18 protein-coding genes and 2 tRNA genes are annotated in these 19,630 nt (G+C 67.1%); 8 read left to right on the top strand and 12 right to left on the bottom strand.

Translation table 11 applies throughout. The annotated features are described in order from the left end of the window. Positions 1 to 5 precede the first annotated feature (5 nt). Genes QGG75_07240 through QGG75_07220 form a run of 5 tightly spaced genes read right to left on the bottom strand, consistent with a single transcriptional unit; the run spans position 6 to position 5,727 of the window. Complete coding sequence (locus QGG75_07240; GenBank protein ID MDP6067031.1) at positions 6 to 683, bottom strand: site-2 protease family protein; 678 nt, start codon at positions 681 to 683, stop codon at positions 6 to 8. After that, positions 680 to 1,723, bottom strand: coding sequence for a beta-N-acetylhexosaminidase (gene nagZ / locus QGG75_07235; protein MDP6067030.1), 1,044 nt, complete (start codon positions 1,721 to 1,723; stop codon positions 680 to 682). The genes QGG75_07240 and nagZ overlap by 4 nt, the downstream gene beginning before the upstream one ends. After that, on the bottom strand, positions 1,710 to 2,783 hold the full coding sequence (locus QGG75_07230; protein MDP6067029.1) for an SPOR domain-containing protein: 1,074 nt from the start codon (positions 2,781 to 2,783) through the stop codon (positions 1,710 to 1,712). The genes nagZ and QGG75_07230 overlap by 14 nt, the downstream gene beginning before the upstream one ends. Next, the gene (gene argS / locus QGG75_07225) at positions 2,784 to 4,520 is read right to left on the bottom strand and encodes an arginine--tRNA ligase (GenBank protein ID MDP6067028.1); all 1,737 of its coding nucleotides are present in this window, start codon (positions 4,518 to 4,520) and stop codon (positions 2,784 to 2,786) included. A 10-nt stretch (positions 4,521 to 4,530) separates the two neighbouring features. Further along, on the bottom strand, positions 4,531 to 5,727 hold the full coding sequence (locus tag QGG75_07220; GenBank protein MDP6067027.1) for a deoxyguanosinetriphosphate triphosphohydrolase: 1,197 nt from the start codon (positions 5,725 to 5,727) through the stop codon (positions 4,531 to 4,533). A gap of 112 nt (positions 5,728 to 5,839) precedes the next feature. On the opposite strand from QGG75_07220, the gene erpA reads away from it, so the two are divergent. From erpA to QGG75_07205, 3 genes are read left to right on the top strand one after another with little or no spacing between them, the layout of a single operon-like run. After that, a complete protein-coding gene (gene erpA / locus QGG75_07215) occupies positions 5,840 to 6,190 on the top strand; it encodes an iron-sulfur cluster insertion protein ErpA (protein ID MDP6067026.1) in 351 nt (116 codons plus the stop codon). Positions 6,191 to 6,226: 36 nt separating this feature from the next. Beyond that, positions 6,227 to 6,997, top strand: a complete 771-nt coding sequence (gene xth / locus QGG75_07210; protein MDP6067025.1) for an exodeoxyribonuclease III — start codon at positions 6,227 to 6,229, stop codon at positions 6,995 to 6,997. A 3-nt stretch (positions 6,998 to 7,000) separates the two neighbouring features. Next, on the top strand, positions 7,001 to 7,777 hold the full coding sequence (locus QGG75_07205; protein ID MDP6067024.1) for an SDR family oxidoreductase: 777 nt from the start codon (positions 7,001 to 7,003) through the stop codon (positions 7,775 to 7,777). A gap of 2 nt (positions 7,778 to 7,779) precedes the next feature. Here the strand turns inward: QGG75_07205 and QGG75_07200 are convergent, their stop codons facing one another. Further along, positions 7,780 to 8,277, bottom strand: coding sequence for a hypothetical protein (locus tag QGG75_07200; GenBank protein ID MDP6067023.1), 498 nt, complete (start codon positions 8,275 to 8,277; stop codon positions 7,780 to 7,782). Continuing rightward, positions 8,274 to 10,127 (bottom strand): dihydroxy-acid dehydratase, encoded by a 1,854-nt coding sequence (ilvD, locus tag QGG75_07195; GenBank protein MDP6067022.1) that lies wholly within the window; start codon positions 10,125 to 10,127, stop codon positions 8,274 to 8,276. The genes QGG75_07200 and ilvD overlap by 4 nt, the downstream gene beginning before the upstream one ends. 172 nt (positions 10,128 to 10,299) lie before the next feature. Between ilvD and QGG75_07190 the strand changes: the two genes are divergently transcribed. Beyond that, a complete protein-coding gene (locus QGG75_07190; protein ID MDP6067021.1) occupies positions 10,300 to 10,683 on the top strand; it encodes a hypothetical protein in 384 nt (127 codons plus the stop codon). A gap of 22 nt (positions 10,684 to 10,705) precedes the next feature. Here QGG75_07190 and QGG75_07185 read toward each other — a convergent pair whose 3' ends face one another. From QGG75_07185 to QGG75_07170, 4 genes are all read right to left on the bottom strand, one after another. Continuing rightward, complete coding sequence (locus QGG75_07185) at positions 10,706 to 13,354, bottom strand: valine--tRNA ligase (GenBank protein MDP6067020.1); 2,649 nt, start codon at positions 13,352 to 13,354, stop codon at positions 10,706 to 10,708. Between the two features lie 136 nt (positions 13,355 to 13,490). After that, positions 13,491 to 14,162, bottom strand: a complete 672-nt coding sequence (locus tag QGG75_07180; protein ID MDP6067019.1) for a DUF2497 domain-containing protein — start codon at positions 14,160 to 14,162, stop codon at positions 13,491 to 13,493. A gap of 129 nt (positions 14,163 to 14,291) precedes the next feature. Beyond that, a complete protein-coding gene (locus QGG75_07175) occupies positions 14,292 to 15,644 on the bottom strand; it encodes a TolC family outer membrane protein (protein ID MDP6067018.1) in 1,353 nt (450 codons plus the stop codon). A 494-nt stretch (positions 15,645 to 16,138) separates the two neighbouring features. Continuing rightward, complete coding sequence (locus QGG75_07170) at positions 16,139 to 16,792, bottom strand: protein-L-isoaspartate O-methyltransferase (protein ID MDP6067017.1); 654 nt, start codon at positions 16,790 to 16,792, stop codon at positions 16,139 to 16,141. A 143-nt stretch (positions 16,793 to 16,935) separates the two neighbouring features. On the opposite strand from QGG75_07170, the gene QGG75_07165 reads away from it, so the two are divergent. Then, positions 16,936 to 17,009 (top strand) — tRNA-Cys (locus tag QGG75_07165). Between the two features lie 16 nt (positions 17,010 to 17,025). Here the strand turns inward: QGG75_07165 and QGG75_07160 are convergent. Beyond that, positions 17,026 to 17,301, bottom strand: coding sequence for a hypothetical protein (locus QGG75_07160; GenBank protein ID MDP6067016.1), 276 nt, complete (start codon positions 17,299 to 17,301; stop codon positions 17,026 to 17,028). Positions 17,302 to 17,386: 85 nt separating this feature from the next. Between QGG75_07160 and QGG75_07155 the strand changes: the two genes are divergently transcribed. The 3 genes from QGG75_07155 to QGG75_07145 all read left to right on the top strand — a co-directional run bounded on the left by QGG75_07155 (position 17,387) and on the right by QGG75_07145 (position 18,925). Further along, entirely contained in the window at positions 17,387 to 18,223 is an 837-nt protein-coding gene (locus QGG75_07155; protein ID MDP6067015.1) for a DMT family transporter, read from the top strand. Between the two features lie 96 nt (positions 18,224 to 18,319). After that, positions 18,320 to 18,395, top strand: a tRNA-Asn gene (locus QGG75_07150). 194 nt (positions 18,396 to 18,589) lie between these two features. Then, the gene (locus QGG75_07145; protein ID MDP6067014.1) at positions 18,590 to 18,925 is read left to right on the top strand and encodes a hypothetical protein; all 336 of its coding nucleotides are present in this window, start codon (positions 18,590 to 18,592) and stop codon (positions 18,923 to 18,925) included. Positions 18,926 to 19,630 lie beyond the last annotated feature (705 nt).

Raw genomic sequence — 19,630 nt, 5'->3', positions numbered from 1 at the left:
GCTTCCTAAGTGTGCCCCGTCAGCACGATGATGGAATTATAGAGGAATTCGAGCGGCGGTCTAATCATGGCGCCCAGCGGATCGAGGGCGTAGCCGAGCTGTCCGGCCGCCATGGGCAGCACCACGATGACGGCAATCAGAATGACAAAGCCAAAGCGCTCGAGCCGGGCCAGGGGGTAGGCCAGGACATCGGGCAGCAGGCCGACGGCGACGCGGCCGCCGTCGAGCGGCGGCAGCGGCAGCATATTGAAAATCGCCAGGACCAGATTGACCAGGATGGCGTTGAGCAGGTTTTGCATCAGCCACTGGGCCGCCGCCGGCGGCAACAGATTTACGCCGTGCAGTGCCACCGAGGCGGCAATCGCCAGCACCAGATTGGTGGCCGGACCGGCCGCCGCCACCAGCACCATGTCGCGGCGCGGCCGGAGCAGGCGGCCGGGGTTGACCGGCACCGGTTTGGCATAGCCGAAGGGAAAGCCGACGCTGAGTGCCAGCAGCAGCGGCAACACGATGGTGCCGAAAAGGTCGATGTGGCGCAGCGGGTTGAGGGTGATGCGGCCCAGGCGATGGGCCGTGTCGTCGCCCAGCCGCCAGGCCACGAAGCCGTGCGCCACCTCGTGAAAGACGATGGCGATGATGATGGGCAAGGCCATCACCGAGATGGTGTGTAGGGTCTCGTTCATGACGCCTCGGCGCCGCTTTGGGCCAGCAGGCCTTGCAGCCGCGAGAGCGCCGCCTCGGCATCGAAGGGGGCGGGTGGCTCGAGCCTGGCCCGGGCTGCTGACCAGCGTTCGCCGGCGGCCGCGCTCAGCGGCCCCACGGCTGCCGCCACCGTTGCCATTTCTTCGGCCGCCCCGTTGCAGTGCAGTGCCACGTCGCAGCCCGCCGCCAGAGCCCGGGCGGCGCGTTCGCCAAGCCCGCCGGTCAGGGCCGACATCGAGAGATCGTCGCTCAGCAGCAGGCCTTGAAAGCCGATGCTGCCGCGAATCACCTGATCGATCACTAGCCGCGACGTGGTGGCCGGCTGCTCGGGGTCGAGCGCCGTGTAGACGACGTGCGCGGTCATGCCCAGCGGCGCCCCGGCCAGGGCTCGAAAGGGCGCGAAGTCGGTCTCCTCGAGCAGTTCCCTGGGTGCCTCGACCAGGGGCAGCGCCTGGTGGCTGTCGACGCCGGCCCGGCCGTGCCCGGGCAGATGCTTGATCACCGGCAACACGCCGCCGGCCAGCAGGCCGCGGCAGACGGCGTCGCCGAGGTCGGCGACCAGGTCCGCGGTGCCGCCAAAGGCGCGGTCGCCGATGACGTCGTGGCTGCCTGCCACAGGCATATCCAGCAGCGGCAGGCAGTTGACCGTGATGCCAAGCTCGGCCAGTTCGGCGGCCAGTAGCCGGGCGTTGAGCTCGGCGGCCTGGCGTGCCGCGATGGGGTCGCCGGTGGCCAGGCGGCCGAACACCGCCGCGGCCGGAGCCTGGCGCCACTCCGGCGAGCCCAGCCGTGCCACCCGGCCGCCTTCCTGGTCGATCAGCACCGGCGCGTCGGCGCGGCCCACGGCGGCGCGCAATTCCCCGACCAGGCGCCGTACCTGGGGCCGGTCGCGGCAGTTGCGGGCGAATAAAATGAAGCCCAGCGGCGAGGTTCGGGAAAAGAAATCCCGCTCTTCGGACGTCAGGCGCTGGCCGGCGCAGCCGAATACCACAGCCCGTGGCAGCTGCTCAGGGTCGGACAATCAGGCAACCCGTCTTGCGCTCTTTGAGGCCGGCGCACAGCGCCTGGGCCGCCTCGACGCTGGCCAGCGGACCGGCCTGCAAGCGGTGAAAGACGCCGCGCGATCCCAGCTCGGCGCGCACCACGCTGGGTCTCAGATCGCCGATCAGATCGCCATGAAGCTTGAGCAGGCGCTGCCAGCCGCTTCGGGCCGTGGCCGGCGAACGGAAGGCGGCGAGCTGGATACGCCAGACCGGCGGTGCCGCCGGTTTCTCGGGATCAGTGGCCTCTTCCGCCTGGGCCGCCGCCTGTGGCGCTTCCTCCTGGGCTTCGGCTGGCGGGGTCAGGGGTGTCGGCGGCTTGTCGGCTAGCGGCAAGGGCGGTGCCGGCGGCGGCGGCGGTGGCGGCATATCGGCGGCGCTGTCCTGGGGCGTCTCGACTTTCTCCACCTCGGCCGCTTGAGGCAGTGCCGGCACCGCTGGCACGGGCGGCACGGTGGTCTCTGTGGGCGGGCTTGTGGCCGTTGCCGGGGTGGCGGCCGGCTGGTCGGCGTCGCGGACTTCGGCCAGCGGCGTGGCCGGCTTGTCCTCGCTGTCGCTGGTGGCCGTGCCTGTCGTCGTGCCCGTCGTTGTGCCCGTCGTTGTGCCCTGTGGCTCGGCCGCGTCGTCGGTCTCGTTCAGACGCTCCGGCTCGGCCGCCGGGCGTTCTCCGGTAATGCGGGCGTAGACTCCTTTGTCCTGGTGCGGCACGGCCATGCCGCCGGGATCGTCGGGCTTGATCTTGGTCGGCTGGGTGGAACTGCGGATCAGCGGCGGCGCCAGTTGCATGCCGTGGCGTACGCCCTGTTCATAGGCGAACCAGATGCTGCCGCCGAAGATCGTCAGCACCATCAGCACCAGCAAGCCGCGCAGGAAGGAACGGCCGCCGCCACCGCCGGCGTCGAAATCGTTCTCCGGCCGCAACTCGTTTTCGGCACCGAGGCGCAGGTATTGGGGCGGCGGGTCCAGGGGCGGATTGGGGGGCGAAGCGGGGGACGGGTTGGAGGGCGGCCCGGGGGGCGGCGTCGTGGAATCGGTGTTCATTCAGCGCATCTCCTCGACCGGTGTAACCCCCATGATCGCCAGGCCCGAAGCGATCACGGCGGCCACGCCCCTCACCAAGGCCAGGCGGGCCACGGTCAACGCCGCATCCTCGGCAATTATGAAGCGCAGGTCGTTCTCCCCCTTGCCCCGGTTCCATAACTGGTGGAAGGCCGCGGCGACGTCGTGCAGGAAAAATGCGACGCGGTGCGGCTCGTGCGCCGCCGCGGCGCTCTCCACGAGTTGCGGCCAACCCGCCAGCAGCTTGATCAAAGCAAGCTCGTCCTCGTGGGTCAAGAACGAGAGCTTGGCCTGGGGCAGCGGCTGGGCAAAGGCGGCCGGGGCTTGGCGCAATACCGAACAGGCCCGGGCGTGGGCGTATTGCACGTAAAAGACCGGATTGTCGCGCGATTGCTCGGTGACGGCCGTGAAATCGAACTCCAGCGGCGCGTCGTTGCGCCGGGTCAGCATGATGAAGCGCACCACGTCGCGCCCCACCTCGTCAACCACGTCGCGCAAGGTGACGAAGCTGCCGGTGCGTTTCGACATCTTCACCGGCTCGCCGCCGCGGCTCAGCTTGACCATTTGGCAGAGCTTGACGTCAAGCTCGACGCGGCCCTGGGAAAGGGCCGAGACGGCGGCCTTCATGCGCTTGACATAGCCGCCGTGATCGGCGCCCCAGACGTCGATCAGGCTGGCAAAGCCGCGTTCCACTTTGTCCCGGTGGTAGGCCATGTCAGTGGCGAAATAGGTCCAACTGCCGTCCGACTTGGCTAGCGGCCGATCGACGTCGTCGCCGAAACTGGTGGCACGGAAGAGCGTCTGGGGGCGGGGTTCCCAGTCGTCGGGCTTTTTGCCCTTGGGCGGATCGAGGACGCCCTGGTAGATCAGATCACGGGCCTCGAGCTGCGCCAGGGTGCTATCGACCTTGCCGCCCTCGACCAAGGCACGCTCCGAGGAAAACACATCTTGGCTGATGCCCAGCGCCGCCAGATCGTCTTGCACCATGTCCATCATGGCCGCGCCAGCAAAGTCGCGCAGCGGCTCCAGCCACTCGCTCTCGGGCGCCGTCAGCCAGCGCTCGCCATCGCGTTCGGCCAGCGCCCGGCCCACTTCGATCAGGTATTCGCCGGGGTAGAGGCCGGCGGGAAAGTCGCCTATCTCCTGGCCCAGGGCCTGGCGGTAGCGCAGGTGCAGCGAACGCGCCAGGGCCTCGACCTGGGCCCCGGCGTCGTTGATGTAATATTCGCGCGTTACCCTGAAACCGGCCTTCTCCAGCAGCGCCGCCAGGGCGTCACCGAACACCGCGCCGCGGGCATGGCCGACGTGCAGCGGGCCGGTGGGATTGGCCGAGACGTATTCCACGTTGACACTCTCACCGCCGCCCAGTTGGGAATCACCATAGGCCGGTCCGGCCGCCAGCAGCGCCGCCAGATGGCCTTGCCAGAAGGCTGGCGCCAGACGCAGGTTGATGAAGCCCGGTCCGGCCACCTCGGCGCTTGCCACCTCATCGTGCCGGGTCAGCCGTCGGGCCAGCGGCTCGGCGATGTCGCGGGGTTTGCGCCCGGCCGGCCGGGCCAGCGCGAGCGCCGCGTTGGTAGCCACGTCGCCATGGGCCGGATCGCGTGGCGGCGTCACCGTGGGCGCTCCCAGGTCGAGCCCGGGGGGAAGCTCGCCGGCCTCGATCATTTGTTCAAGTGTATCATGAACAATAGACGATAATTCGTTGAAAACATTCATTTTATTTGCGTCAAATATTACTGTAAACGTCGAACAATTGATTGTGTTCTTCGGCCGCGAAGCGGTCCGTCATGCCGGCGATGAAGTCGCAGGCGAGGCGCGCCGTGGCGGCCGATCCGGGTTCGCCGGCCTGGCCCCGCCAATCTGTCGGCAGGCATTCGGGCTCGGCCAGATAGAGGGCAAAGAGATCGCTGACGATGCGTCGTCCCTTGCTGGCCATGCGGTTGATTCTGTAGTGGCGGTACATGTTCTGGAACAGGAATTCCCTGAGCCTGCGGCTGTCCTCGGCCAGTTCCCGCGAATGCGCCACCAGCGGCCGGCCCAGGGCGCGCACATCGAGGGCATGAGCGGGCTGCTCGGCGGCGATGCGGCGGCCGGTCTCGGCGATGGCATCGTCGACCATGCGGGTAATCATGCGGCGGATGGTCTCGTGGATCAGCCGCGAGCGCTCGAGCCCGGGGTAGCGCTCCAGCACCTCGGCGAACAGCGGCCCGACCAGCGGCACCCGGGCCAGGTCCTCGACGGCAAAGAGTTCGGCCCGGAGGCCGTCGTCGATATCGTGGTTGTTGTAGGCGATGTCGTCGGCCAGCGCCGCCACCTGGGCCTCGGCGCCGGCATAGCTGGCCAATTCGAGATCGTGCTCGGCCACGTATTCGGCGATGCCGGGAGGGACATCGGCGGCCGTTTGCCCCGCCGCCAGCAGCGGCCCGTTGTGTTTGACCACGCCCTCCAGGGTCTCCCAGGTCAAATTCAGGCCGTCGAACTCGGCGTAGCGGTGCTCCAGCCGGGTCAGTACGCGCAGCGTCTGGGCGTTGTGGTCGAAGCCGCCCCAGGGCTGCATGGCGGCATCCAACGCCTCCTCGCCGGCATGGCCGAAGGGGGGGTGGCCGAGATCGTGGGCCAGCGCCAGGGCTTCGGCCAGGTCCTCGTTGAGGCCCAATACCCGACTGATCGAGCGGGCGATCTGCGAGACCTCCAGCGAATGGCTGAGCCGGGTGCGGTAGTTGTCGCCCTCATGGTAGACGAAGACCTGGGTCTTGTGCTTGAGGCGGCGGAAGGCGGCGCTGTGGATAATGCGGTCACGGTCGCGCTGGAACACCGATCGTGTGGCGCTCTCGGCTTCGGGGTAGCGCCGGCCGCGGCTTTCCTCGGGCCGGCAGGCAAATGGGGCCGGCGGTTGGGCAAAAGCGCCAGGGGCTTGGTTCATGGCCGGAACCTAGCGCACCGACTTATCCAACGCAAAGATTGACTTTGCCGGCCTAATTCCTACATAGAAAGTCGGATATAGGGTATGCTGTAACGGCAACCAGGAGAAAACCATGGCCGAGGCCGGCAGCGAGCAGGCGCTCCCCACCTTGACGGAGAACGCCGCCGCGCGCATCAAATTCCTCATGGAGCAGGAAGACGAGGCCGATGCCATGGTGCGCCTGGCCGTCGACGGCGGTGGTTGCGCCGGCTTCCAGTACGGCTTTTCCTTCGACCATACGGTGGCCGAGGACGACGTGGTGGTCGAACGCGACGGCGCCCGGCTGGTGGTCGACAGCATGTCGCTGGAATTCCTGCAGGGCGCCGAGGTCGATTTCATCGAGGACCTGATCGGCTCGGCCTTCGCCGTCAAGATCCCCAGCGCCACCTCGACCTGCAGTTGCGGCACTTCCTTCGCGGTATAGGGTGCACCGGCTCCGACCCCAGCCCTTCTCCCGGCCATGAAGATCGCCAGCTGGAACGTCAATTCGGTCAAGGCGCGATTGGGCCACGTGCTCGATTACTTGCGCCAGACGGCGCCGGACGTGTTGCTGCTGCAGGAACTCAAGGTGGTCGACGAGGCCTTTCCGGCGCTGGAGATCGAGGATCTCGGCTATAACTTGGCGCTGCATGGCCAGAAGACCTACAACGGCGTCGCCATCCTCAGCAAAAATCCTCTCGAGGATATCGAACGCGGCCTGGCCGGCGACCCCGGCGACCAACAGGCGCGCTATATCGAAGCCAGCGTCGGCGCGCTGCGTCTGGCCTCGATCTACCTACCCAACGGCAACCCCACCGACAGCGAGAAATTCCCCTACAAGCTGGCCTGGATGGAGCGCCTGACGGCGCGTGTGCGGGCACTCCTGGAACTTGAGGAATGCTTCGTGCTGGGCGGCGATTTCAATCTCTGCCCCGAGGATCGGGACGTCCATGACCCGGCCGCCTTTGCCGACGACGCGCTGTGCCGTCCGGAATCGCGGGCGCGCTTTCGCGAACTCATGTATCTCGGTCTGACCGATGCCTACCGGGCTGTGCATCCCGACCGTGTCGGCTACACCTATTGGGGCTACCAGGGCGGTGCCTGGGCCAAGGACCAGGGCTTGCGTATCGATCACCTGCTGCTGGCGCCCCAGGCCGCCGACCGCCTGGCCGGCTGCGACATCGACCGCACCCCGCGGGGCTGGCAGAAGGCCTCGGACCACACCCCGATCTGGTGTGAGATCGAGGACTGAGCGGTGTCGGACCTAGCCGGCAAGCGGGTCATCGTCACCGCCGGCGCAGGCGGACTGGGCAGGGCCGTGGCCGAGAATTTCGCGGAACTGGGAGCCCGGGTGCTGGTCTGCGACATCGACGAAGCGGCGCTGACCTCGCTGGCGGCGGACAACCCGGCGATCGTCGTCCAGCCCGCCGACATCGCCGACGAAGGTGACGTCGACAAGGTCTTCGCCGCCGCCGGGGAGCTCCTGGGCGGTCTCGACGTGCTGGTCAACAACGGCGGCATCTCCGGTCCCACGGCAGGCATCGAGGCCATCGAGGCGGCCGCCTGGCGCCGCACCATGGCCGTCAACCTGGAGAGCCAGTTCCTCTTCATTCGCGCCGCCGTGCCGCTGCTCAGGGCCGCGGGCGGCGGTGCCATCGTCAACGTGGCTTCGACGGCGGGTCTGATGGGCTATCCCCTGCGCAGTCCCTATGCCGCCTCGAAATGGGCGGTGGTGGGCTTAAGCAAGACCTTGGCCATGGAACTCGGGCCCGAGCTCATCCGTGTCAACGCCGTCTGCCCGGGCTCGCTGACCGGGCCGCGCATGGATGGCGTCATCGCGCTCGAGGCCGAGGCCAAGGGGCTGACGGCGGCAGAGGTGCGGGATGTTTACCTGCGCCAAACCTCGACGCGCAGCTTCATCACGCCCCAGGAAGTCGCGGCCATGATCGTTTATCTGTGCACCGACGCCGCCCGCAACATCACCGGGCAGGCTATTTCGGTCGATGGCAACAACGAAACGCTGGGGGGTTAGATCTATTTCGATCTCGGGCCATGGCCGGCCGACTTGACATAGTATCGAAGTGCCGAGGACGAGCCGTAGCTGGTTTGATCGTCGTCGGTCTTGGCATAGGCGCGCTTCAGGGTCGAGAGCACGGGGTGGTCCTTGAGACGCGAACCAGCGTGCGCAATCACCTTTTCGCCGGGTCCGAGGCGGCGCGGCCAGGGCTTGTTGTCGTGCAACAACGGTTCGTGCAGCGCTACCTGCGGGCTTTCGAAGCGGCCGGTGAAGCCGACCTCGGTGATCGTCACCGCTTTCTCGCCCCGGTTCACCACCTCGACGCAAAGCCCGACGTCGGCGACCGGCTGGCGGCGAAAGGCCAACAGGTCCTTGAGGCGTTCGGCGATGGCGATGGCATCGTTGGAAATGGCATAGGCGATCTTGGGCCGCATGCTGAGGCGCAAGCCGCCCGAGCGCGAAGGCAGCCAGGCCGCCAAACCCCGGGGTTGGGTGCCGGGGCGCAGCTCCTTCATCGCAGGTTTTCGAGCCGCGAAAGATCGCGCACCGCGCCTTTGGCGGCGCTGCTGGTGAGGGCGGCGTAGGCGCGCAGGGCGGCACTGACCACACGGTTACGGCCATGGGGCAGCCAGGCCTGGGCCCCGCGTTCCTCCATGGCCTGGCGCCGGGCCGCCAGTTGGGCCGGGGTCAGATCGGCCTCGATGCGGCGCTCGGGTATGTCGATGACGATGGTGTCGCCGCTCTCGAGCAAACCGATGTTGCCGCCCTCGGCGGCTTCCGGCGAGAGGTGGCCGATCGAGAGGCCGGCCGTGCCGCCGGAGAAGCGGCCGTCGGTGACCAGGGCGCACTTGGCCCCCAGGCCGACCGATTTGAGGTAGCTGGTGGGATAGAGCATCTCCTGCATGCCCGGCCCGCCGCGCGGCCCCTCGTAGCGGATGACGACGACGTCGCCGGCTTCGACCTGGCCTCCCAATATGCCCGAGACGGCGGCATCCTGACTTTCGAAGACGCGGGCCGGGCCGGAGAACGTGAGCACCGAGGCGTCGACGCCGGCGGTCTTCACGATGCAGCCTTCCTCGGCCAGGTTGCCATAGAGCACGGCCAGCCCGCCGTCCTGGGAGTAGGCGTTCTCGATGTCCCGGATGCAGCCCGCCTGGCGGTCCAGGTCGAGTTCCTTCCAGCGCTTGTCCTGGCCGAAGGCTTCGAGGGAAAACTGCCGCCCCGGGGCGGCCCGAAAGAACTCCTCGACCTCAGCCGTGGGGCTGCGGCAGAGATCCCAGGCGTCGATGGCCTCGCCCATACTGGCGGCATGGACGGTGGTGGCCTGGCGGTTGATCAGGCCGGCACGATCGAGCTCGCCCAGGATGGCGAAGATGCCGCCGGCTCGATGCACGTCCTCGACGTGGAACTGGGCGGTGCTGGGCGAGACCTTGCAGAGATTGGGCACGCGGCGCGACAGGCGGTCGATGTCGGCCATGGTGAAATCAAGCTCGGCCGACTGGGCCGCCGCCATCAGGTGCAGCACGGTATTGGTCGAGCCGCCCATGGCGATGTCCACGGCCATGGCGTTCTCGAAGCCGCTGAGATCGGCGATCTGCCGGGGCAACACGCTATCGTCATCGTCCTGGTAGTAGCGCTGGGTCAGATCGACGATGCGCCGGGCCGCTTCGAGAAAGAGCTCGCGGCGGTCGGCGTGGGTGGCCAGCAAGGTGCCGTTGCCGGGCAGTGCCAGGCCCAAAGCCTCGGTCAGGCAGTTCATGGAGTTGGCCGTGAACATGCCGGAGCACGAGCCGCAGGTGGGGCAGGCGGACTGCTCGATGGACAGCACCTCGGCATCCGTGGCCTGGGGATCGGCGGCTGCCACCATGGCGCCGATCAGGTCGACCTTGTCGTCGCCCTCGGGGTCGGGCTTGCCGGCCTCCATCGGTCCGCCGGAGATGAAGATGGCGGGAATATCGAGACGCAGCGCCGCCATCAGCATGCCCGGCGTGATCTTGTCGCAGTTGGAGATGCAGATCAGCGCGTCGGCGCAATGCGCATTGACCATGTATTCGACGCTGTCGGCGATCAATTCGCGCGAAGGCAGGCTGTAGAGCATACCGTCGTGGCCCATGGCGATGCCGTCGTCGATGGCGATGGTGTTGAATTCCTTGGCCACGCCGCCGGCCTGTTCGATCTCACGGGCCACCATCTGGCCCAGGTGCTGCAGATGGACATGGCCGGGCACGAACTGGGTGAACGAGTTGGCGACGGCGATGATGGGCTTGCCGAAATCCTCGTCCGTCATGCCGGTGGCACGCCACAGCGCCCGGGCGCCAGCCATGTTGCGGCCATCGACGGTCGTGCTGGAACGATAGGGGGGCATTCTAGCCAGTCCTCCCAGACTGATTATTCGTTTGCTTGTTTAGAGTTATTTATCCCGGATGCGGCTTCGCTTCAACACATGCCCGGGAGTGACGGCCGTCCTGGCTTTTTTCGCCGCCATGCTGCTATCGTTCGGCGACTCCCGCGCTTTGCAGGGGGGAGGGGCGGGGGACATGGCGCAGCGAGGCGAAAAAAAAAGGTTCGGCCGAGTGCGCTGGAAGGAACGGCGCGGCGACCAGCGCCGTCTCGACCTGGCCCGGCGCGGCGATTTGGACCGGCGCGATACCGGCGGCCCGGCGGCCGGGCCCGACATCGTCGAACAACGCCTGGGCGAGCGGCGTCAGCGCCAAGGGCGCCGCGACGGCGAGCGCCGTCAAGGCGACGGCGGAAGCATCGTCTTTGGCGGCATCTCGTTGCTCTACTGGACCTTTGCCCTGATCGCCCTGGCTGCCGTCGTGCTTTGGCTCTTCCTGTGGTACGACCATGTGACCGGCGGCGGGCTGCTGATGGACTCGCCGACGCTCCAGGACCCCCTGGATTCGATAAAGCTGAAGTAGGGTCGCTCGCGACTTTTTTCGTTCAGGCCGCCGGCAGGCGTTCCAGGGCGGCGGCCAGCTTGGCCCGGGCGTCCTCGGCCTCGCGGCGGCGCTCGCGCTGGGTCTCGATCACGTGTTCCGGAGCCTTGGCCAGGAATTTCTGGTTGCCCAGCTTGCCGTCGAAACGGCCGATCTCGGCCTCCGCCTTGGCCAGTTCGCGCAGCAAGCGGCTGCGCTCGGCGGCCAGGTCGATGACGCCGGCCAGCGGCAGTACCAACATGGCCTCGTCGAGCACGATCTGGACCGAGCCCGGCGTCACCGTGCCATCGCCGGCTTCAGCCCTCTCGAGACGCGCCAGATGCAGGATCTCCGGCTGGCGGGCGGCCAGGCGGGCCAGATTGGCGCTGCTGGCACCGTTGACGAGCAGGGGGATTTTCGCTCCCGGAGGCACGTTCATTTCGCTACGCACGGCCCGCACCTGGCCGATCAAACGGATGGCCCAATCCATCTCGGCGTCGGCCTCGGCATCCACCAAATCGGCTGCCAATTGCGGCCACTGGCCGGTGATCAGTGCCGCCGCGCCGGGCCCCCCCAGCTGTTGGCGGATCTCCTCGGTGATGAAGGGCATGATGGGGTGCAAAAAATGCAGCAACTGGTCCAGCGCCCATGCCGCCGTGGCCTTGGTTTCCTCCTCCGCCGCCGCATCGTCGCCTTGCAGCACCGGTTTGATGAATTCCACGTACCAGTCGCAAAAGACGCCCCAGGTGGTCTGGTAAAGGGCGTTGGCGGCCTCGTTGTAGCGATGCGCCTTGAGGGCTTCGACCAGGCGTTCACCCAGCCGCACCATCTCGCCGACGATCCAGCGGTTGGCGCTGAGCTGCAGGGAGGCGGGATCGAAATCGGCCCGCGGCCGGCACTCGTTCAGCTGGCAAAACCGGGCCGCGTTCCAAAGCTTGGTGGCGAAGTTGCGATAGCCTTCCAGACGGCCGGTGGACATCTTGATATCACGGCCCTGGGCGGCCATGGCGATCAGCGTAAAGCGCAGCGCATCGGCCCCGTACTGGTCGATGAGCTCGAGGGGGTCCATGACGTTGCCCTTGCTCTTCGACATCTTCTGGCCCTTTTCGTCGCGCACCAGGGCATGGATATAGACGGTGTGAAAGGGCACCTCGCCCATGAAATGAAGGCCCATCATCATCATGCGGGCGACCCAGAAAAAGATGATATCGAAGCCGGTGACCAGCACGTCGGTGGGGTAGTAGCGCTCGAGCTCCGGCGTCGCCTCGGGCCAGCCCAGTGTCGAAAAGGGCCACAGTGCCGAGGAGAACCAGGTGTCCAGCACATCCTCGTCGCGCTTGAGCTCGATTGGTTTGCCGTAGTGCTTCTCGGCCGCCGCCAGGGCCTCGGTCTCGCTATGGGCGACGAAGATCTCGCCGTCGGGTCCGTACCAGGCCGGGATCTGGTGGCCCCACCAAAGCTGGCGTGAGATGCACCAGGGCTGAATGTTGCGCATCCATTCGTAGTAGGTGTTCTCCCACTGCACCGGCACGAAGCGGGTCTTGCCTTGCTCCACGGCGGCGATGGCGGGCTGGGCCAGGGTGGCGGCGTCGACGTACCACTGGTCGGTCAGCCAGGGCTCGATGGCGACGCCGGAGCGGTCGCCGTAGGGCACCACGTGAAGCTGTTCCTCGACCTCGGCCACCAGGCGCTCGGCCTCAAGGTCGGCCAGCACTTTTTTGCGCCCGGCGTAGCGTTCGAGGCCCCGGTAGGTTTCGGGCACGGCGTCGTTCAGGCAGGCGTTGTGGTCGAAGATGTTGATCAGTTCGAGATCGTGGCGCCGGCCCACCTCGAAGTCGTTGAAGTCGTGGGCCGGCGTGATCTTGACCGCTCCCGAGCCCTGCTCGGGATCGGCGTGCAAATCGGCCACGATGGGCAGGCGCCGGCCCACCAGCGGCAGCACGGCATGGCCGCCGACGAGATCGGCGTAACGCTCGTCGTCGGGGTGGACGGCCACCGCGGTGTCGCCCAGCATGGTCTCGGGCCGGGTCGTGGCGACCACGATGAAGCGCCCGGCCTGACCTTCGATGGGGTACTTGAGGTGCCACAGCCGGCCCTCGACTTCGCGCTGCTCGACCTCGAGGTCGGAGATCGCCGTGTGCAGCTTTGGGTCCCAGTTGACCAGCCGCTTGTCCTTGTAGATCAGTCCCTGCTTGTGGAGTTCGACGAAGACTTTGAGCACGGCGGCGGACAGCCCTTCGTCCATGGTGAAGCGCTCGCGCCGCCAATCGCAGGACGCTCCCAGGCGCTGCAGTTGGCGGCTGATCAGGCCACCCGATTCCTCCTTCCACTGCCAGACCCGGTCGATGAAGGCCTCGCGTCCCAGGTCGTGGCGCGTGAGGCCTTCGCCATCGAGCTGACGCTCGACAACCATCTGCGTCGCGATACCGGCGTGATCGGTACCGGGCTGCCACAGCGTGTCGCGCTGGCGCATGCGCTCGAAACGGATAAGCACGTCCTGCAGCGTGTTGTTGAGGGCGTGGCCCATGTGCAGGCTGCCGGTGACGTTGGGCGGAGGGATGACGATGGTGAAGGTATCACCCTCGGTCTGGCCGCAGGCGAAGGCGCCGCCTTGCTGCCAACGCTCGTATTGCTTGGCCTCCACATCCTGGGGCCGGTAGTTTTTTTCCAGCATTGCCGCCGTCTTCCCGCTTGCCGTTGCCGCGCACTTCGGCGCCCCGGCAGGGGCGCGAAAGCTTCAATATAGCAATGTCGGGAACGGGGCAAATCGCCCCGCAACAGTGGCCAAACCCGTTGATTCCGAAACGCCCCTATTCTTCGTCGGCGGGGCCAGCCAGTTTGTTGATCTCGCGTTCCACGGTGCGCTCGACGATGGCGTGCAGGTTGCGATCGAGCCAGTCCTTGAGCAGCGGCCTGAGCAGTTCCTTGACCAACTCCTCGAGGGTGCGGTGGGCGGCGCCCAATTGCACGCCCTTGGCCTGGGATAGGGCACCGGCGAAATTGACGAAAGCAGTGGCTGCCGCCGCCGCCGTCTCGTTCGACATGATGTGGCTCGGCTCCTCGTGGGGCGGCGGCAGTTCCTCCATCAAGGATGTCAACTCAAGGATGTCGGGGGCGGCCATAGGGGCGGGCGCGGGCGCAGGCGCTGGGGCAGGCTCGGGCTCGGGCTCGGGCTCCGGTTCCGGCTCGGGGACCTCATCGAACACAACCTCGGGTTCCGGTTCCGGCTCGGAATCGAACATGGCGTCGATATCGATTTCCGGCTCGGGTTCGGGCTCCGGCTCGGGCTCCGGTTCGGGCTCCGGTTCGGGCTCCGGCTCGGGCTCCGGCTCGGGCTCCGGCTCCGGTTCGGGCTCCGGTGCGGCTTCGGCGACTTCCTCTTCGCCTTCGTCCTCCGGCTCGCCGTCCTCGGAAATAATGCGCCGGATGGAGGCGAGAATTTCCTCCATCGTCGGTTCTTGTTGGGCAGTCGGATCGCTCACGGCCTAACCCATATTGTCATACCCGGCCCGCCGCAAATCTAGGGCAGGGACGGGCGAATTGCCAGAACATCCGGCTGGCAAGTGTACAGGAGGTCGCTGCGCGGGGTAGCTGTTTCTCATTGCTCCTGCTCACTCGTCACCGGTGCGGCTCCACCAGAGATCGCGAACCGTGCGGTAATGCAATTCTGGATCGTAGGTTTCGACCGGCAAAGCAAGTTTCCTGGCGGTCAGTCCGCCGATGGCGCTGAGCAGATCGAAGGACGTCACGGTCTCGTTGCGTTCGGCCACCACCAGACCGACCCGGGCATCCAACAGTTCCTGCTCGGCGTCGAGCACATCCAAGGTGGTGCGGGCGCCGACCTCGGCCTCCTGCTTGACCCCCTCGAGGGCAATCTCCGCCGCCTGAACTTCCTTGCTGCGAGCCTCGATCTGGGCATGGGCGGTGTTCAGCGCCTCCCAGGCCTGGGTCGCATTCTGGATTACCTGGCGCCGCGCCCCGTCGATCTCCAGGCGGCGCTGGCTGGCTATCTGGCGGCGCTGGCGGAGGCTCGAATAGGCGGCCCCAGCTTGATAGAGCGGCACGTTGATTTCGATGCCCAGGAAGGCCGATTCGCTGCGCACGCTGCGCAAGCTCGCTTCCTTGCTGCGCGACAGGTCGCCAACCAGCGACACGCTGGGCCACAGGCTGCCCTTGCTGTTGGCGATGCCGTGACGCGCTGCCGCCTCGGCATGGCGGGCCGCCAGGAGGGTCGGATTCTGGTCCTCGGCCATGGTCGCCGCGGCGATCCGGGTTTGGGGCAGGCCGATCAGCACCTCGGGCGGCTCCAGCGCCGTCGCCTCGCGCCCCACGACCCGGGTGAAAGCGGCCCGCGAAGCCGCCAGGTTGCCCTCCGAGCGCACCCTCTCGGCAACGGCGCGCGAGAGCCGCGCTTCCGACTGGGCGACGTCGGTGCGGGTGATCTCGCCGACCTCGAAGCGGTCCCTGGTGGCCTCCAACTGGCGCGCCAGAACCTGCACGTTGTTGCGATTGAGCTCGAGCACTGCCTGATCGCGATAGACGTCCATGTAGGCCCCCACCGCAGCCGCCAGGACATTTTGTTCGGTGGCCTTGAGATCGGCCCGGGCGGCTCGCACCCGGGCATCGGCCTGCAGCGTGCCGCTGACCGTGCGCCCCCCCCGGTAGAGCGGCTGCACCACCGTAAGCTGGGTTGACATGGGAGTCAGTGGCCGGTTTTTGCCGGTGCTGGGGTCGAGGCTCTGCTTGCCGCCGCTGGCCGACAGCGAGGCCGTCGGGCGCCAGCCCGCCAAGGCTTGCGGCAAGCTCTCGTCGATCGAGCGAAGCTCGGCCCGCTTGGCCCGCAAATTGGGATTTTGGGCGTAGGTCGCGACCAAGGCTTCAGTCAGTGTCTCGGCCCCTGCCGTGACGCCTGACAGAACCAGGGCCAGGACCGCAACCGCAATCCCCAAAGCTGCCCCCTTCATCCAGCCTCCCCCAAACTCATGTTGCCCCGCCAGCGGGCGGCAATCGACCAGCCCCTCTCCGGATGGGCCGGAGAGCGGCCACAACGCCGCCTTCCCGCTTCGCCGCCCTGGTCCGGGTCACTATCATTGCATCACACCACTGGCCGCTTATTAGGCCTTACATACTAGATATAGTACGGCAGCGCTACCAACTTTACAATATCAATGATCGAAACCAGGGCAATAGGCAATTTTGCGCTTATGGGGCGAGAAATTCCGATATTTATCTACGCACTTCCGAGGCGCCGACCTCAATAGCTCGGCAAACTCGGATCCATCTCTTTCACCCAGGCGTCGATACCACCTGACGGATCGACCGCGTTGGCTAGTCCGCAGCCAGGCCACGACCTGGGCGCCACGCAGGCCGTGGTGGCAGATTACAACCACGCACCCGTCATCGGGAAGTTCTTCCAGCCGGCGACAAGTGCCGTCGGGGCAATCGGTCCGGCGGCCGTTTAGAAGGAAAACCCAGCCTTGGGCGCGAAGCCGGGCAGGGCCGGGACCTGGGCGTCGCAGATATCGTGGCCGCTGACGTTGCCGTTTTGGCGCCTCAGCAGGCGGATCCTGCCGACGCCGTTTACCTCGACCACCGCGGCCAGCCGGCCGCCCTCGGCCAGTTGCCCGGTCAGGGCCTCGGGGACAGCGGTGACGGCACCGTTGAGGATGATGACGTCGTAAGGTCCCTGGTCGGCGATACCGGCCGCCAAATCGCCCTCGACAACGACGGCGTTGTCGGCGCCCAGGTCGGCCAAGGTCTGGCTGGCCCGGGCGGCCAGTTCGGCATCGCTTTCCAGCGCCACCACCGAAGCCGCCAGGTCGGCCAGCACGGCTGCCGAATAGCCGCTGGTGCAGCCCACGTCGAGCACCACGTCGGCGGTCTCCACCGCCGCCGCCTGCAACAGCCTGGCGTAGACCAGAGGCTCCATCAAATAGCGCCCGGGCGCCACTTCGATGTCCTCGTCGAGGTAGGCCACGGTGTTCAGGCGGGCCGGCACGAAGAGCTCGCGCGGCACGCGCTGCAAAGCCTCGGCGACGCGCGGGTCGCTGGCGTTGTTGGGCAGAATCTGGGACTGCACCATATGCAGTCGGGCGGCGGCATAATCCGACATGGGTATTTCCCCGAGGGCAGGCCTTCGCCGGTTTATAGTCGGACCTCGCCGGCTTGACAACATGTGCTCGGGGGCTCTGCTTGACCCTACCCGGACGGCGGCCTATACAGCGCCGGGTGGCAGCGTGGCGACGGCGGTCCCCCGGCCAGGTGGCGGAGTGGTTACGCAGCGGCCTGCAAAGCCGTGTACACCGGTTCGATTCCGGTCCTGGCCTCCATTTTCACGCCCGCCCATCACGCCGGTCGCCCCGTTTTGCGGCCCCACCACACCGCCAGCCGCCGCCGGGCGCGGCGCACCCAGGGCACGTCGACCGAGAGCAGCAACAAGCCCAACGGCAGCATCCAAAAGCCCAGCACCGGCAGGATGCCGAGGATGCCGCCGATGACCAGGGCCAGGCCGGCCGCGAGGCGCAGCTTGCGCGAGGGGTGATCGCGCAGGCGCCGGAAAGCGCGGGCGATTGGGCTGTTGTGCTGGTCGGGTGCGGCCGGTTGCGCCATGGTTGCCAGCATGGCGCGCCTGGCGGGCCGGCGCAAACGGCGGCGCCCCCGACGCCCCCGGCGCCCCCGGGCGCCCGCGCCCCGACAGGAGCAAAGCGTGGATCCTCTGGTACTGGCCTTGGTCTTGTTGGCGGCGGCTCTGCATGCCACCTGGAACAGCCTGGTCAAGACAGGCAGCGACCAACTGTTGACGGCGGCGCTGATGGGCGCCGGCTCGGCGCTTTGCGGCCTGGTGCTGCTGCCCTTCGCCAGTCTGCCGCCGGCCGGCGCCTGGTTCTTCATCGTGCTCTCGGTGGCCCTCCACACCGGTTATTTCACGACGCTGGTGTTGTCTTACAAGTACGGCGACCTCAGCCACGTCTATCCCCTGGCCCGTGGTGCGGCACCGCTGTGGGTGGCCGGATTTTCTTATCTTTTCGCCGGCGAGAGCTTGAGCGCGCTGGGTCTGGCGGCGGTGTCGCTGATCTCGTTGGCCATCTTCAGCCTGGCCCGCGGCGGCGGCGGGCATGACCGCCGGGCCGTCGGCTACGCCCTGGCCACCGGCTTCTTCATCGGCAGCTACACCATTGCCGACGGACTCGGCGCCCGGGCCGCGGCAGAGCCGCTTGATTACATCGTCTGGCTTTTCCTGCTCAACGGCTTGCCGCTGATCGCCCTGGCGCTGTGGCGCCGCCAGGGCGGCCTGGCCCCGGCGCTGGGCCGCACCTGGAAGCCCGGCCTGGCCGCCGGGGTGCTGGCCTTCACGGCCTACGGCCTGGTGATCTGGGCCATGAGCATGACGCCCATGACCTACGTCTCGACGCTACGCGAGACCAGCGTCGTCATCGCCGCCCTCATCGGCACGCGCCTGCTGGGCGAGCCCTTCGGCCCGGGCCGCCTGGCCGCCGCCGCCGCCGTGGCTGCGGGCGTGGTGCTTTTGCAGGTCTCGGGTTAGAGCCGGCCGAGTTTGTCTGGCGTCGTCCCATGGGGCCTGATATAAGCGCCCGACCAAGGCATTTCGGGTTCCTGGGCGGCGCCAGTCCGCCTCTGATCCCCGGTAGCTCAGTTGGTAGAGCAAGCGGCTGTTAACCGCTTTGTCGCAAGTTCGAGTCTTGCCCGGGGAGCCAATCAAAACAACGGGTTAGCCCAAACCGGGCTGGCCCGTTGTTCTTTCAAGTCACCACCAAGTCACCACTGAGACGCATTTCATGCCCCATGGGAGCGCCGTGGTCGCCCGCTGAGCAGCATCGTGGCGCTGCAGGTGGGCGAGTGCCGTTGAGGCCGTGTCGGCGCTCCTAGGCGCCCTGACGGCATCGGCCGTTTGGCCGCAGGTTATTCGGCCCTGCTCTATGATGCCCCCACCATCACCAAGGCGGGCGGCACCATGAAGAACTCCAACGACTGGCAAACGACGCTCGCAAGTACGGCGCTCGCCGTCGCCGCTATAGGGAAAGAGCACGAGCCGCCCGAGATATTGGAAGGGATGGCGCGCGCGCTGGCCCTGGTCGCCAAGGCCCTGGCCGAGGATGGCGACGAGGCGCAGCAAGCCGCGATCCTCGAGCACATCCAGGGTGCGCTGCAGGAAGGCTATGACGGTGTCACCGTTGAGGTAGCCGAGGGCACCCTGCGGCCCCCGTGCGCCCACTGCTGGAGATGATCATGTCCAACCCCACCGCCATCGATCCCGACTAGCTCTCCGACCCGATCGGGCAAAGCTCTGCGCCCAGCCAACGGCACCCGTTTGTCTTGGCGGGGCGACGGGTCAGCGTCAGTTCAAACGGAAGGAGAGAACGATGGATGCGCACGAACATAGCCGGGGTGCGGGCACCGGAACGGATCGGGTGATCGAACTACCCGACTTGGCCCCTACGCCGTATGGCCTGCCCAGCTTGGAGTGGTTTCACCGCGTAGAGACACGACCCTACGCCCCGGAAACGTGGGAACAGGGGATTGGGTTGCTGGCTAATAGCCCGAGGCTGGTGAACTTGTTTAACGCCGACCACGGCGATCCCCATCGCTGGATGGCGGCCGGTCTCGAGCCCAACACGGACGGCTACTTCGTAATGGGGTGGCGGGGTGATCCGCTCCCTAACTGAGAGAACGGGCCGCCGCAATGGCGGCCCTTCTTTCGTTTGGCGCATCGTCCATCGGGGTGCCCCGGACTTCCCCTCTCACGCCGGCACCGCCTGGAAGAGGAGCCCCAGCTACCCCCGAAGCAAGTCTGCGCGCCGGAGTTGCCTAGCGGTGGTCGAAAAACGTATCCTGGGCTATCCGTTTGAGCGGCTTGGTGCCGGATCAGCGGCTTCCAGGAGGGACGGATGAAATTGTCAATGCGGGCAATTATTGTAGCTTTTGGGCTGGT

Source organism: Alphaproteobacteria bacterium (assembly GCA_030740435.1).
Lineage (GTDB): Bacteria > Pseudomonadota > Alphaproteobacteria > UBA2966 > UBA2966.
The sequence above is the reverse complement of the archived record's forward strand: the minus strand, read 5'-3'. Positions and strand labels throughout refer to the sequence as shown.

Bases quoted from the DNA above. Each gene is read 5' to 3' on its own strand.
- QGG75_07240 (MDP6067031.1), bottom strand. From the start codon at position 683: ATGAACGAGACCCTACACACCATCTCGGTGATGGCCTTGCCCATCATC.
- QGG75_07230 (MDP6067029.1), bottom strand. From the start codon at position 2,783: ATGAACACCGATTCCACGACGCCGCCCCCCGGGCCGCCCTCCAACCCG.
- argS (MDP6067028.1), bottom strand. From the start codon at position 4,520: ATGAATGTTTTCAACGAATTATCGTCTATTGTTCATGATACACTTGAA.
- QGG75_07220 (MDP6067027.1), bottom strand. From the start codon at position 5,727: ATGAACCAAGCCCCTGGCGCTTTTGCCCAACCGCCGGCCCCATTTGCC.
- erpA (MDP6067026.1), top strand. From the start codon at position 5,840: ATGGCCGAGGCCGGCAGCGAGCAGGCGCTCCCCACCTTGACGGAGAAC.
- xth (MDP6067025.1), top strand. From the start codon at position 6,227: ATGAAGATCGCCAGCTGGAACGTCAATTCGGTCAAGGCGCGATTGGGC.
- QGG75_07200 (MDP6067023.1), bottom strand. From the start codon at position 8,277: ATGAAGGAGCTGCGCCCCGGCACCCAACCCCGGGGTTTGGCGGCCTGG.
- ilvD (MDP6067022.1), bottom strand. From the start codon at position 10,127: ATGCCCCCCTATCGTTCCAGCACGACCGTCGATGGCCGCAACATGGCT.
- QGG75_07190 (MDP6067021.1), top strand. From the start codon at position 10,300: ATGGCGCAGCGAGGCGAAAAAAAAAGGTTCGGCCGAGTGCGCTGGAAG.
- QGG75_07185 (MDP6067020.1), bottom strand. From the start codon at position 13,354: ATGCTGGAAAAAAACTACCGGCCCCAGGATGTGGAGGCCAAGCAATAC.
- QGG75_07175 (MDP6067018.1), bottom strand. From the start codon at position 15,644: ATGAAGGGGGCAGCTTTGGGGATTGCGGTTGCGGTCCTGGCCCTGGTT.
- QGG75_07170 (MDP6067017.1), bottom strand. From the start codon at position 16,792: ATGTCGGATTATGCCGCCGCCCGACTGCATATGGTGCAGTCCCAGATT.
- QGG75_07160 (MDP6067016.1), bottom strand. From the start codon at position 17,301: ATGCTGGCAACCATGGCGCAACCGGCCGCACCCGACCAGCACAACAGC.